Origin of the sequence: Pseudomonas sp. WS 5532 (assembly GCF_012985445.1) — a bacterium.
GTDB classification, from domain to species: Bacteria; Pseudomonadota; Gammaproteobacteria; order Pseudomonadales; family Pseudomonadaceae; genus Aquipseudomonas; species Aquipseudomonas edaphica.
Map to the genome: position 1 here is coordinate 1 of NZ_JAAQWK010000031.1, position 13009 is coordinate 13009.

At 58.4% G+C, this 13009-nt stretch carries 14 protein-coding genes, 1 tRNA gene and 1 rRNA gene; 14 read left to right on the forward strand and 2 right to left on the reverse strand.

Going from position 1 to position 13009, the window contains the following annotated elements; genetic code table 11:
- Positions 1 to 110 (forward strand): 5S ribosomal RNA (rrf, locus tag HBO23_RS31115); the annotation flags it as partial.
- A gap of 446 nt (positions 111 to 556) precedes the next feature.
- Here the strand turns inward: rrf and HBO23_RS31120 are convergent.
- Positions 557 to 641, reverse strand: a tRNA-Leu gene (locus HBO23_RS31120).
- Between the two features lie 108 nt (positions 642 to 749).
- Here HBO23_RS31120 and queA point away from each other — a divergent pair.
- The 6 genes from queA to HBO23_RS31150 all read left to right on the forward strand — a co-directional run bounded on the left by queA (position 750) and on the right by HBO23_RS31150 (position 6841).
- On the forward strand, positions 750 to 1814 hold the full coding sequence (gene queA, locus HBO23_RS31125) for a tRNA preQ1(34) S-adenosylmethionine ribosyltransferase-isomerase QueA (protein ID WP_138453875.1): 1065 nt from the start codon (positions 750 to 752) through the stop codon (positions 1812 to 1814).
- 5 nt (positions 1815 to 1819) lie between these two features.
- On the forward strand, positions 1820 to 2935 hold the full coding sequence (tgt, locus tag HBO23_RS31130; protein ID WP_003175976.1) for a tRNA guanosine(34) transglycosylase Tgt: 1116 nt from the start codon (positions 1820 to 1822) through the stop codon (positions 2933 to 2935).
- A 43-nt stretch (positions 2936 to 2978) separates the two neighbouring features.
- On the forward strand, positions 2979 to 3317 hold the full coding sequence (yajC, locus tag HBO23_RS31135; protein WP_003175975.1) for a preprotein translocase subunit YajC: 339 nt from the start codon (positions 2979 to 2981) through the stop codon (positions 3315 to 3317).
- A gap of 62 nt (positions 3318 to 3379) precedes the next feature.
- Positions 3380 to 5251 (forward strand): protein translocase subunit SecD, encoded by a 1872-nt coding sequence (gene secD / locus HBO23_RS31140; protein ID WP_017135939.1) that lies wholly within the window; start codon positions 3380 to 3382, stop codon positions 5249 to 5251.
- A 9-nt stretch (positions 5252 to 5260) separates the two neighbouring features.
- On the forward strand, positions 5261 to 6175 hold the full coding sequence (gene secF / locus HBO23_RS31145; RefSeq protein WP_017135940.1) for a protein translocase subunit SecF: 915 nt from the start codon (positions 5261 to 5263) through the stop codon (positions 6173 to 6175).
- A 123-nt stretch (positions 6176 to 6298) separates the two neighbouring features.
- Positions 6299 to 6841 carry a glycine zipper 2TM domain-containing protein gene (locus HBO23_RS31150; protein WP_017135941.1) on the forward strand — a complete coding sequence of 181 codons (543 nt, stop codon included), beginning with the start codon at positions 6299 to 6301 and terminating at the stop codon, positions 6839 to 6841.
- A gap of 188 nt (positions 6842 to 7029) precedes the next feature.
- Here HBO23_RS31150 and suhB read toward each other — a convergent pair whose 3' ends face one another.
- Entirely contained in the window at positions 7030 to 7845 is an 816-nt protein-coding gene (gene suhB, locus HBO23_RS31155) for an inositol-phosphate phosphatase (protein ID WP_003175971.1), read from the reverse strand.
- A gap of 145 nt (positions 7846 to 7990) precedes the next feature.
- On the opposite strand from suhB, the gene trmJ reads away from it, so the two are divergent.
- From trmJ to hscB, 7 genes are all read left to right on the forward strand, one after another.
- The gene (gene trmJ, locus HBO23_RS31160; RefSeq protein ID WP_003210307.1) at positions 7991 to 8761 is read left to right on the forward strand and encodes a tRNA (cytosine(32)/uridine(32)-2'-O)-methyltransferase TrmJ; all 771 of its coding nucleotides are present in this window, start codon (positions 7991 to 7993) and stop codon (positions 8759 to 8761) included.
- A gap of 2 nt (positions 8762 to 8763) precedes the next feature.
- Positions 8764 to 9549: a serine O-acetyltransferase gene (gene cysE, locus HBO23_RS31165; RefSeq protein ID WP_017135943.1), complete on the forward strand. Its 786-nt coding sequence runs from the start codon at positions 8764 to 8766 to the stop codon at positions 9547 to 9549.
- Positions 9550 to 9848: 299 nt separating this feature from the next.
- Entirely contained in the window at positions 9849 to 10340 is a 492-nt protein-coding gene (iscR, locus tag HBO23_RS31170; protein ID WP_003194020.1) for a Fe-S cluster assembly transcriptional regulator IscR, read from the forward strand.
- Between the two features lie 50 nt (positions 10341 to 10390).
- Positions 10391 to 11605 carry an IscS subfamily cysteine desulfurase gene (locus HBO23_RS31175; RefSeq protein WP_017135944.1) on the forward strand — a complete coding sequence of 405 codons (1215 nt, stop codon included), beginning with the start codon at positions 10391 to 10393 and terminating at the stop codon, positions 11603 to 11605.
- 99 nt (positions 11606 to 11704) lie between these two features.
- Positions 11705 to 12091, forward strand: coding sequence for a Fe-S cluster assembly scaffold IscU (gene iscU / locus HBO23_RS31180; RefSeq protein ID WP_003175965.1), 387 nt, complete (start codon positions 11705 to 11707; stop codon positions 12089 to 12091).
- A 28-nt stretch (positions 12092 to 12119) separates the two neighbouring features.
- The gene (iscA, locus tag HBO23_RS31185; RefSeq protein WP_003209680.1) at positions 12120 to 12443 is read left to right on the forward strand and encodes an iron-sulfur cluster assembly protein IscA; all 324 of its coding nucleotides are present in this window, start codon (positions 12120 to 12122) and stop codon (positions 12441 to 12443) included.
- Positions 12444 to 12451: 8 nt separating this feature from the next.
- Positions 12452 to 12973, forward strand: coding sequence for a co-chaperone HscB (gene hscB, locus HBO23_RS31190; RefSeq protein WP_017135945.1), 522 nt, complete (start codon positions 12452 to 12454; stop codon positions 12971 to 12973).
- The last annotated feature ends 36 nt before the right edge of the window (positions 12974 to 13009 follow it).

The window sequence follows — 13009 nt, forward strand, 5'->3', positions numbered from 1 at the left end:
GACCATAGAGCATTGGAACCACCTGATCCCATCCCGAACTCAGTAGTGAAACGATGCATCGCCGATGGTAGTGTGGGGTTTCCCCATGTGAGAGTAGGTCATCGTCAAGATTAAATTCCGAAACCCCTGATTGCTAACGCAATCAGGGGTTTTGTTTTGGGCGGTCGAAAAGAGTCCCGCAAGCCATCCCGCGAAAAAGCCACCGTCAATGCGCACTAACGGGTGCACAGCACGCGTCAAAACGCCTCCAGGCGCTCGCCTCCTTGCCATTCCAGAAGACTGGCTCACTGGTTATCTCTACATGAATGCTGACACTCTGCTGTCTCCCAGGCTCATCAGATCGTGAAAGGTCGTTATATGGGTCGAGGGCGGTAGGATAATCGCAACGCTCCGACGGCCTCTGAAGGCGCTCACGAGGTTTTGAAAGGGCTTATGGTCATAGGGCTTGTTCTTTCATGATTTTGCCTTCTGGGCGCCATTGCGGCGGCCAGCGCTGGAATCTCACTTTTCTACAGACGAAAAAAAAGACCTTGAAATTCAAGGTCTTTCTTTAAGATGGTGCCCCGAGGGAGACTCGAACTCCCACTCCTTTCGAAAACGGATTTTGAATCCGCCGCGTCTACCAATTCCGCCATCAGGGCTCAATGGCGGCGAAGTATAGAGATGAGATTACCGTTGGTCAATCACGTTTCATGGTCTATTTTCACTATTTCCGCTAGACTCCCCGGCCCTGCTAGACGAACCCTATCATGCGCGTTGCTGACTTTACTTTTGAGCTCCCTGATTCGCTGATCGCTCGCCACCCTTTGGCCGAGCGTCGCGCCAGTCGACTGCTGACCCTGGACGGGGTGAGTGGTGCCCTCGCACACCGCCAATTCACTGATTTGCTTGAGCATTTGCGCCCAGGCGATTTGATGGTGTTTAACAATACCCGGGTGATTCCGGCACGGCTGTTTGGCCAGAAAGCGTCCGGCGGCAAGCTGGAAATTCTGGTGGAGCGGGTGCTGGACAGCCATCGCGTGCTGGCCCATGTGCGCTCCAGCAAGTCGCCGAAACCCGGCTCGAGCATCCTCATTGATGGCGGTGGCGAAGCCGAGATGGTTGCGCGGCATGACGCGTTGTTCGAACTCAAGTTCGCCGAAGAGGTGTTGCCGCTGCTGGAGCGCGTCGGCCATATGCCGCTGCCTCCTTATATCGACCGCCCCGACGAAGACTCGGACCGCGAGCGCTACCAGACGGTGTACTCGCAGCGCCTCGGTGCTGTCGCCGCACCTACAGCCGGGCTGCATTTTGACCAGCCGCTGCTGGATGCGATTGCTGCCAAAGGCGTCGAAAGCGCTTATGTGACCCTGCACGTGGGGGCCGGCACGTTTCAGCCGGTGCGTGTGGATAACATCGAAGACCACCATATGCACAGCGAATGGCTGGAAGTCAGCCAGGAAGTCGTGGATGCGGTGGCGGCATGCAAGGCGCGCGGTGGTCGCGTGGTTGCAGTGGGCACCACCAGCGTGCGCTCGCTGGAGAGTGCCGCGCGTGATGGTGTGCTCAAGCCGTTCAGTGGCGACACCGATATCTTTATTTTCCCGGGCCGGCCGTTCCATGTGGTCGATTGCCTGGTGACCAATTTCCATTTGCCGGAATCCACGCTGCTGATGCTGGTGTCGGCCTTCGCGGGTTATCCAGAAACAATGGCGGCGTATAAAGCTGCCATCGATAATGGATACCGTTTTTTCAGCTACGGTGATGCGATGTTTATCACCCGTAACCCTGCGCCGACTGCTCCTAAAGAAGCGGGCCTTGAGGAGCAACTATGAGTCGTATGTCGTTTGAATTGTTGGCCACGGATGGCAAGGCTCGTCGTGGTCGCCTCACGTTCCCGCGTGGCACCGTCGAAACCCCGGCGTTCATGCCAGTGGGCACTTACGGCACTGTAAAAGGCATGCTGCCGCGTGACATCGTCGCGACCGGCGCCGAGATCATCCTGGGCAACACCTTCCACCTGTGGCTGCGCCCGGGCACGGAAGTGATCAAGAAGCATGGCGACCTGCATGACTTCATGAAGTGGCAAGGCCCGATCCTCACCGACTCCGGTGGTTTCCAGGTATTCAGCCTGGGTGCCATGCGCAAGATCAAGGAAGAGGGCGTGACTTTCGCCTCGCCGGTGGACGGTTCCAAAGTGTTCATGGGCCCTGAAGAGTCGATGCAGGTGCAGCGCGACCTGGGCTCCGACATCGTGATGATTTTTGACGAGTGCACGCCTTATCCCGCGGATGAAGATGTCGCGCGTATCTCCATGGAACTGTCGTTGCGTTGGGCTCAGCGCTCGAAAAACGCCCACGGCGATAACACTGCTGCGCTGTTCGGTATCGTCCAGGGCGGCATGCACGAAAGCCTGCGCAAGCGCTCGCTCGAAGGCCTCGACAAAATCGGCTTTGACGGCCTGGCTATCGGCGGTCTGTCGGTAGGTGAGCCCAAGCACGAGATGATCAAGGTGCTGGATTACCTGCCGGGCCTGATGCCCGCTGACAAACCTCGTTACCTTATGGGCGTTGGCAAACCGGAAGATCTCGTAGAGGGTGTGCGCCGCGGTGTGGACATGTTCGATTGCGTGATGCCAACCCGTAATGCCCGCAATGGGCATCTGTTCATCGATACAGGCGTGCTGAAGATCCGTAACGCGTTCCATCGCCATGATGATTCGCCGCTGGATCCCACCTGTGACTGCTACACCTGCCAGAACTTCTCGCGTGCTTATCTGCACCATCTGGACAAGTGCGGGGAAATGCTGGGTAGCATGTTGAATACCATCCACAATTTGCGTCACTACCAAGTCCTGATGGCTGGTTTGCGTGAGGCTATTCAACAGGGTACATTGGCCGCCTTCGTCGATGCCTTCTATGCCAAGCGCGGGCTCCCTGTGCCGCCCTTGGACTGAGTTTTCCGACCCTAAGATTCACTATTTGCAACTGGAGTGCTAAATGAGCTTTTTTATCTCTAATGCCATGGCTGACGCCGCTGCGCCTGCCGCCGCCGGCCCTATGGGTGGTGGTTTCGAGTGGATTTTCCTGGTCGGCTTCCTGGTCATCTTCTACCTGATGATCTGGCGCCCACAGGCCAAGCGCGCCAAAGAGCAGAAAAACCTGCTGGGCAGCCTGCAGAAAGGCGACGAAGTTGTGACTACTGGCGGCATCGCCGGCAAGATCACCAAGGTTTCCGATGCTTTCGTGGTTCTGGAAGTCTCCGACACCGTAGAAATGAAGTTCCAGAAGGGCGCCATCGCCGCCACGCTGCCAAAAGGCACGCTCAAAGCGATCTGAGTAACAACCTTTACCAATCGACGGGGCGCGCAAGGCGCCCCGCGTTATAAGCGGGCGGCGTGATGCTGAACAAATACCCTCTGTGGAAATACGTACTGATCCTGGCGGTGCTGGCGATCGGTTTTATTTATTCCGCTCCCAATCTTTATCCTGATGACCCTGCGATCCAGATCACTGGCGCCAGCACTACGCTGCAGGTCAATCAGGCTGACCTGGACCGTGCGAGCAAAGCGCTCACCGACGCCGGTATCCAGGTAAAAGCGGCAACCTTGGCGTCTGATGCGAAAGGCGGTTTGTTGCGCCTGACCAAGGCCGAAGACCAGTTGCCGGCCAAAGACGTCGTGCGCAAGGCCATGGGTGATGACTACGTTGTCGCGCTCAACCTCGCACAGACCACGCCAAAATGGCTGCGCAGCATTGGCGCGCACCCGATGAAGCTGGGTCTGGACTTGTCCGGTGGTGTGCACTTCCTGCTGGAAGTCGACATGGACAAAGCCCTCGACGCGCGTCTGAAAGTTTACGAAGGCGACGTGAAGAGCCTGCTGCGCAAAGAGAAGGTGCGTTATCGCAGCCTGCCGCAGCTCAACGGTGCCATCCAGCTGGGCTTCTCTGATGAAGCGACCCGCGAACAGGCCCGTGCCCTGGTGCGCAAGAACTTCAATGATTTCGACATCGTACCGGCTGACCTGAATGGTCAGGCTGTGCTGCGTCTGGCGATGACCCCGGCCAAGATCGCGGAAATCCGCGAATACTCCATCAAGCAGAACTTGACCACGGTACGTAACCGCGTCAACGAGCTGGGTGTGGCTGAGCCGATCGTGCAGCGTCAAGGCGCCAACCGCATCGTGGTTGAACTGCCAGGCGTACAAGATACCGCTGAAGCCAAGCGTATCCTGGGTAAAACCGCCAACCTGGAATTCCGTCTGGCGGCTGAGCCGGGTGCGACTCGCGCGACTGCCGAAGAATTCGAGTTCCGTGAAGGCAACCGTCCTCCAGCGCTGATCGAGCGTGGCTTGATCATCACCGGTGATCAGGTGACTGACGCCAAGGCGGGTTTCGATTCGCAGCACGGTACTCCGGAAGTGAACATCCGTCTGGATGGCCATGGCGGTGACCTGATGAGCCGCGCCACGCGCAGTAACGTCGGTCGCAGCATGGCGGTGATCTTCATCGAGCAACGCCCGGTCACCACCTACACCAAACAAATGGTCGACGGTGTCGAGAAAGACGTGCCGGTGCAGACCTTCAAGGAAGAGAAGAAAATCATCAGCCTGGCGACCATCCAGTCGCCGCTGGGTGCTCAATTCCGCATTACCGGCCTGAATGGCCAGGGCGAATCTTCCGAGCTGGCACTGCTGCTGCGTGCGGGTGGCCTGGCGGCGCCGATGTACTTCGCTGAAGAGCGCACCATTGGCCCGAGCCTGGGTGCCGACAACATCACCAAGGGTATCGATGCGGCCTTGTGGGGCATGCTGTTTGTGTCCTTGTTCATCATCGCCATCTACCGCTTCTTCGGCGTCATCGCCACCGTGGCCCTGGCGGGCAACATGGTGATGCTGCTGGCACTGATGTCGCTGCTGGGCGCAACACTGACCCTGCCAGGTATCGCCGGTATCGTACTCACCATGGGTATGGCCGTAGATGCCAACGTACTGATCTTCTCGCGTATTCGTGAAGAGATCGCGGCGGGCATGACCGTACAACGTGCAATCAACGAAGGCTTCGGCCGGGCATTTACCGCGATTCTCGACTCCAACCTGACCACTCTGCTGGTCGGCGGGATTCTCTTTGCCATGGGCACCGGCCCGGTCAAAGGTTTTGCGGTGACCATGTCCCTCGGTATCTTTACCTCGATGTTCACGGCCATCATGGTGACCCGCGCAATGGTCAACCTGATCTTTGGCGGACGTGACTTCAAGAAGTTGTGGATTTAAGGGGCTGCCATGTTACGTACAATCAACTTCATGGGCGTTCGCAACATTGCGTTCGGCGCCACAGTGCTCCTTACCGTTCTGGCGTTGTTCAGCTGGTTCCATAAGGGCCTGAACTACGGTCTGGACTTTACCGGCGGTACGCTCATCGAGCTGACCTACGAGAAGCCGGCCGACGTCACCCTGGTGCGCAGCGAGCTGGTCAAGGCCGGCTATCACGAAGCCATCGTGCAGAGCTTTGGTGCTACCACCGACCTGCTGGTACGTATGCCGGGCGAAGATCCGCAGTTGGGTCATCAGGTAGCCGAAGCCTTGCAGAAGGTCGGCGGTGACAACCCGGCGTCGGTCAAGCGCGTCGAGTTCGTAGGCCCGCAAGTGGGTGAAGAGCTGCGCGACCAGGGCGGTCTCGGCATGCTGATGGCGCTGGCCGGCATCATGGTCTACCTGGCGTTCCGCTTTCAGTGGAAATTCGGCGTCGGCGCCATTGTGTCGCTGATCCACGACGTAATCGTCACCGTGGGTATCCTGGCGTACTTCCAGATCACCTTCGACCTGACGGTGCTGGCGGCGGTGTTGGCGATCATTGGTTACTCGCTCAACGACACCATCGTGGTATTCGACCGGGTTCGTGAGAACTTCCGTGTACTGCGCAAGGCTACTCTGGTCGAGAACATCAACATCTCCACCACCCAGACCTTGCTGCGGACCATGGCGACGTCGATCTCCACCTTGCTGGCGATTGCTGCACTGATGATCTTCGGTGGCGACAATCTGTGGGGCTTCTCCCTGGCACTGTTCATCGGCGTTCTGGCGGGTACCTACTCGTCGATCTACATCGCTAACGTGGTGCTGATTTGGCTGAACCTCAACAGCGAAGATTTGATCCCACCTGCCGCTACCGGCAAGGAGGTCGACGACCGTCCTTGATGGGCGTTCGTTGATACGCTGTTACAAAGAAGGCACGAGTATTGAACTCGTGCCTTTTTTTTTGCTCCAAGGCTGGGTATAGCGCGGACGTTTCGGTCCGCTTGTGATGGTCAGGAGGTTCACGTGAACAAGTCGTTACTGGTTGGTGCGGTATTGGGTGCTGTCGGTGTGACTGCCGGGGGTGCTGTTGCCACCTACAGCCTGGTAAAAAGCGGCCCTGAGTATGCGCAAGTGCTGGCAGTGCAGCCGGTGAAAACCCAGATCAAAACCCCTCGTGAGGTCTGCAAGGACGTCACCGTGACCCGGCAGAAGCCGGTGCAGGATCAACACCAAATCGTCGGCACCGTGGTTGGCGCGCTGGCCGGTGGCTTGTTGGGCAACCAGGTCGGTGGCGGTAATGGCAAGAAGCTGGCTACTGTAGCCGGTGCTGTCGGTGGCGGTTACGCCGGTAACAAGGTGCAGGAAGGTATGCAGAACCGCGATACCTACACCACCACGCAGCAGCGTTGCAGCACGGTCAACGATATCAGTGACAAGGTTGTTGGTTATGACGTGCGCTACAACCTGGACGGTAAGGAAGGTTCGGTACGTATGGACCGTGATCCGGGCGGCCAGATTCCAGTGGATAAGGAAGGTCGTCTGATCCTGGGCCAAAACCAGCAGTAAGGCTGACATCAATCCAAGTGTGGGAGCTGGCTTGCCTGCGATAGCGGTGGGTCAGTAACCCATTAGCTAGCTGGCAGACCGCTATCGCAGGCAAGCCAGCTCCTACATTGGATTGTGTTGGCTGCTGGGATAGCAAATCCCAGGCATAAAAAAAGCACCCCTTGGGGTGCTTTTTTGTGCTCGCTCGCTTAGCGCTTCAGCGAAGCCGGCAGGTGCGGCTGGATCGCCGTCAGTACTGCCTTGAAGCATTTGGTGTTGCCGGCGACCACATGGCCTTTCTCAAGGAAATCGTGACCACCGGTAAAGTCGCTCACCAGGCCACCAGCTTCCTGGATCAGCAGGGCGCCTGCAGCCATGTCCCATTCGGACAGGCCCGACTCCCAGAACGCATCAAAACGACCGGCGGCAACATACGCCAGGTCCAGGCTGGCAGCACCGGCGCGGCGGATGCCGGCGGTCTGGCCAACCAGGGCGCGGAACATGCCCAGGTAGTTTTCCAGGTTGTCCATCTGGTCGTCACGGAACGGGAAGCCAGTGCCCAGCAGGGCGCCGTCCAGGCTGGTACGGCCGCTGACACGCAGGCGACGACCGTTCAGTTGGGCGCCACGGCCACGGCTGGCGGTGAATTCTTCCTGGCGAACCGGGTCGAGTACGACGGCGTGTTCAAGGCGGCCACGGTATTTGCAGGCGATGCTGACTGCAAAGTGTGGGATGCCGCGCAGGAAGTTGGTGGTGCCGTCCAGTGGGTCGATGATCCACAGGTAGTCTTCGCCTTCGCCGCTGCCTTTGTGCAAGCCGGTTTCTTCACCGAGGATGCCGTGGGTAGGGTAGGCCTTGCGCAGCGCGTCGATGATTTTTTGCTCAGCGGCGCGATCCACCTCGGATACATAATCCTTGGCGTCTTTTTCGTCGACCTTGATGGTATCCAGGCGCTCGATGGAGCGGAAGATCAATTCACTGGCGCTGCGGGCGGCGCGCAGCGCGATATTCAGCATGGGCTGCATGGATGTGTCACCTAAGGTTGTTAAAGAAAGCCGGGCATTCTAGCAGAAACTTTCTTCAGGTGAAGGACGACGTTAGCTTTCATGGCATAACCTTAGGCTGTTCTGTAAGATTTGCTCCCCTTTCCTGTGTCCGAGAGCGCCTCCCTTGCTGCAAAACATCCGTGTCGTCCTCGTCAATACCAGTCATCCCGGCAACATCGGCGGGGTGGCGCGAGCCATGAAAAACATGGGGCTGACGCGCCTGGTGCTGGTCGAGCCGCGTGTGTTCCCGCACCACGAGGCCGATGCCCGTGCATCCGGCGCCAATGACATCCTTGAAAAAGCCCAGGTCGTCGCCACTTTGGAAGACGCTTTGGTCGGCTGCAACCTGGTGCTTGGCACCAGTGCTCGCGACCGTCGAATCCCCTGGCCACTGCTGGATCCGCGCGAATGCGGCACCAAGGTGGTGGAAGAGGCTGCAGGTGGCGCTGAAATCGCTTTGGTGTTTGGCCGTGAAGACTCCGGCCTGACCAATGAAGAACTGCAGCGATGTCATTACCACGTGCACATCCCATCAGACCCCGAGTTCAGTTCGCTGAACCTCGGGGCAGCGGTGCAGGTGTTGAGTTACGAAGTGCGCATGGCCTGGCTGGCTGCAGAAGGCCAGCCGAGCAAGGTCGAGAAGGATGAGGTCGCATCGACCAAGAGTGGCGAGTTGGCCACCATGGACGAGTTGGAGCGATTCTATGAGCACCTGGAGCAAACTCTGGTGGCCATCGAGTTTCTCGATCCGGAAAAACCACGGCACTTGATGGCACGCCTGCGTCGCTTGTACGGCCGTAGCTCGGTAAGCCGGGCAGAAATGAACATATTGCGTGGCATCCTCACGGAAACCCAGAAAGCGGCCCGTGGTGAGCTTCTTAAGCGGAAGGATTAAAAATGTTCGAGCGTTTGCGAGAAGATATCCAGAGTGTTTTCCACCGTGACCCGGCGGCGCGCAACGCCTTTGAAGTGCTGACCTGCTACCCAGGCATGCACGCGATCTGGATTCACCGCCTGTCCGCAGTCTTATGGGGCATGGGCTGGAAATGGCTGGCACGGCTGGTTTCGAACTTTGGGCGCTGGTTGACCGGAATCGAGATTCATCCAGGCGCCAAGGTGGGTCGTCGCTTCTTTATCGACCATGGCATGGGCATCGTGATTGGCGAAACCGCCGAAATCGGTGATGACGTGACGCTGTATCAGGGCGTGACCCTGGGTGGCACAACGTGGAATAAAGGCAAGCGCCACCCGACATTGGGCGATGGCGTAGTGGTGGGGGCGGGCGCCAAGGTGCTTGGCCCGTTCACTGTCGGCGCCGGTGCCAAGGTGGGCTCCAATGCGGTGGTGACCAAGGCGGTGCCGCCTGGCGCGACGGTGGTGGGCATTCCCGGCCGCATCATCGTCAAGCCGGAGCTCGGCGACGAGCAGGAAGCCAAGCGCAAAGCGATGGCTGAGAAGATCGGTTTCGATGCCTACGGTGTCAGCGAAGACATGCCCGACCCGGTGGCGCGTGCCATTGGCCAGTTGCTCGACCACCTGCAGGCCGTGGATGGCAAGCTGGACGGTATGTGCGGCGCATTGAAGGAGTTGGGCAGTAGCTACTGCGCAAAAGATCTGCCTGAGCTGCGCGAAGAAGACTTCGCCGAGATCAAGGTTGAAGCTGCCACCACCAAGGCTGGTTAAATCTTAAGCGCGATAAAACCTTCTGTGGGAGCTGGCTTGCCTGCGATAGCGGTCTGCCAGCTCATTTAGGGGGTGCTGACCCACCGCTATCGCAGGCAAGCCAGCTCCCACATTTGGCTTCCATTGGTCTTGAGATTGAGTCGTGGCCCGGTTCCCGCTGTTCGTCCCCACCCCACCCTGCTATTATTCGCGCGCCCTTTTTACGGGTAATCCTGACTAAAGTACTAGGTCTTATAGTTGACTTAAATACTCGGGAATCGCATACTTGCTCCCATTCTGAAACACCTTGGTACTTGTCCATGAGACTGACTACAAAAGGCCGATACGCGGTGACCGCCATGCTTGACCTGGCCTTGCACGCGCAAACTGGGCCGGTGTCCCTGGCCGATATCTCCGAGCGCCAAGGCATTTCCCTGTCCTACCTCGAGCAGCTGTTCGCCAAATTGCGCCGTAGCAACTTGGTTTCCAGCGTGCGTGGGCCGGGTGGCGGTTATCAATTGTCCCGCGATATGCAGGGCATTCAGGTAGCTCAGGTGATCGACGCGGTGAACGAATCCGTCGATGCCACCAAATGCCAGGGTTTGGGTGACTGCCATGCCGGCGACACCTGCCTGACCCACCACTTGTGGTGTGACTTGAGCCTGCAGATCCATGAGTTTTTGAGTGGTATCAGCTTGGCTGATCTTGTGACTCGCCGTGAGGTGCAAGAAGTAGCCCAGCGTCAGGACCAGCGCCGTTGCAACACCAAGGCGCCGCGTCTGGACAAGATTGAAGCGTCCGCCGTCGAGTGACAGCCGAAGAGCTAACGGCACGCCAGCCAGCCTGATTTAGGAGAAAGTCCATGAAATTGCCGATTTACCTTGATTACTCAGCGACCACCCCGGTTGATCCGCGTGTCGCGCAAAAGATGAGCGAATGCCTGCTGGTTGACGGAAACTTCGGTAACCCAGCCTCCCGTTCCCACGTATTCGGCTGGAAAGCCGAGGAAGCGGTCGAGAACGCTCGTCGCCAAGTCGCCGACCTGGTGGGCGCCGACCCACGGGAAATCGTCTGGACCTCCGGTGCTACCGAGTCCGACAACCTGGCAATCAAGGGCGCGGCGCATTTCTACGCGACCAAGGGCAAGCACCTGATCACCACCAAGATTGAGCACAAGGCTGTCCTCGACACCATGCGCCAACTGGAGCGTGAAGGTTTCGAGGTTACCTACCTTGAACCAACCACCGACGGTATCGTCACGCCGGCCATGATCGAAGCGGCCCTGCGTGAAGACACCATCCTGGTTTCCGTGATTCACGTGAACAACGAAATCGGCACCATCAACGACATCGCAGCCATTGGCGAGCTGACTCGCTCCAAAGGCATCCTGCTGCACGTCGACGCTGCTCAGTCCACCGGCAAGGTCGACATCGACCTGTCCAAGCTGAAAGTCGACCTGATGTCGTTCTCTGCCCACAAAACCTACGGCCCTAAAGGCATCGGCGCGCTGTACGTGAGCCGCAAGCCTCGCGTGCGCATCGAAGCGACCATGCACGGCGGCGGTCACGAGCGCGGCATGCGTTCCGGCACCCTGGCGACTCACCAGATCGTCGGCATGGGCGAAGCCTTCCGTGTAGCCAAAGAAGACATGGCTGCCGAAAACATCCGTATCAAGGCGCTGAGCGATCGCTTCTACAAGCAGGTCGAGAACCTTGAAGAGCTGTACATCAATGGCAGCATGACCGCCCGTGTACCGCACAACCTGAATTTGAGCTTCAACTACGTCGAAGGCGAGTCGCTGATCATGGCGCTCAAGGACCTGGCGGTTTCGTCCGGTTCGGCCTGCACCTCGGCTTCCCTTGAGCCTTCGTACGTTCTGCGCGCCCTGGGCCGCAACGACGAACTGGCACACAGCTCGATCCGCTTTACGTTCGGCCGTTTCACCACCGAAGAGCAAGTCGACTACGCCGCGCAGAAAGTCTGCGAAGCCGTCAACAAGCTGCGCGTTCTGTCGCCGCTGTGGGACATGTACAAAGACGGTGTCGATATCTCCAAGATCGAGTGGGCGGCACACTAACTATAGAAGCCGCCACCCAAGCTCTGTAAGAACGTGGCGGAAAACGCAGGCGTTTTTACAGGGTTCCAGAGCGGCCCTGATGAGTGAGGATTCAGTACCATGGCTTACAGCGAAAAGGTCATCGACCACTACGAAAACCCGCGCAACGTCGGCAAGATGAACGCGGAAGACCCTGATGTCGGCACCGGTATGGTCGGCGCTCCGGCGTGCGGCGATGTGATGCGCCTGCAGATCAAGGTCAACGACGCTGGCGTTATCGAAGACGCCAAGTTCAAGACTTACGGCTGCGGTTCCGCCATTGCCTCAAGCTCCCTCGCTACCGAGTGGATGAAAGGCAAGACCCTGGATGAGGCTGTCACCATCAGCAACACCCAGCTGGCCGAAGAGCTGGCCCTGCCGCCAGTGAAAATTCACTGCTCCGTACTCGCCGAAGACGCCATCAAGGCGGCCGTTCGCGACTACAAGCAGAAGAAAGGCTTGATCTAAGCATTTGGCGACGAGTAAGGAGTCAACGATGGCTATCAGCATGACAGAAGCGGCTGCGCAGCACATTCGCCGCTCCCTGAATGGGCGCGGTAAAGGTGAGGGGATTCGTCTGGGTGTTCGCACCACGGGCTGTTCCGGCCTTGCCTACGTGCTGGAGTTTGTCGACGAGGTGGTTGAAGAGGACCAGGTGTTCGAAAGTCACGGCGAGAAAGTGATCATCGACCCTAAAAGCCTGACCTACCTGGACGGCACCGAACTCGATTTCGTCAAGGAAGGGTTGAACGAAGGCTTCAAGTTCAACAACCCCAACGTGCGCGGTGAATGTGGCTGCGGCGAAAGCTTCAACATCTGAGGCTATTCGTGGGTACTCCTTGTCATTTCGCTTTATTCGAGCTGCAGCCGAGCTTTCGGCTGGACCTTGAGCAGCTTGCCACGCGCTACCGAGAGTTGGCGCGTGGGGTGCATCCGGACCGCTTTGCTGACGCTTCCGAGCGTGAGCAGCGCCTGGCGCTGGAGCAATCGGCCAGCCTCAACGAAGCCTATCAGACGCTGAAAAACCCGCCCAAACGCGCGCGCTACCTGCTCGCGTTGAACGGTGGTGAGTTGCCTATCGAAGTGACGGTGCACGACCCGGACTTCCTGATGCAGCAGATGCAGTGGCGCGAAGAACTCGAAGACTTGCAGGACGAGGCTGATATAGCCGGTGTCGCGGTCTTCAAGCGTCGTCTGAAAACGGCCCAGGATGAGCTCAATGAAAGCTTCGCAGCCTGTTGGGATGATGCAGCGCAACGTGAACAGGCCGAACGCCTGATGCGGCGCATGCAGTTCCTCGACAAGCTCACCTACGAAGTGCGCCAGCTAGAAGAGCGCCTCGACGATTAACCCAGTGCTGCCCGTGATGCACGCCTGATAGACAGA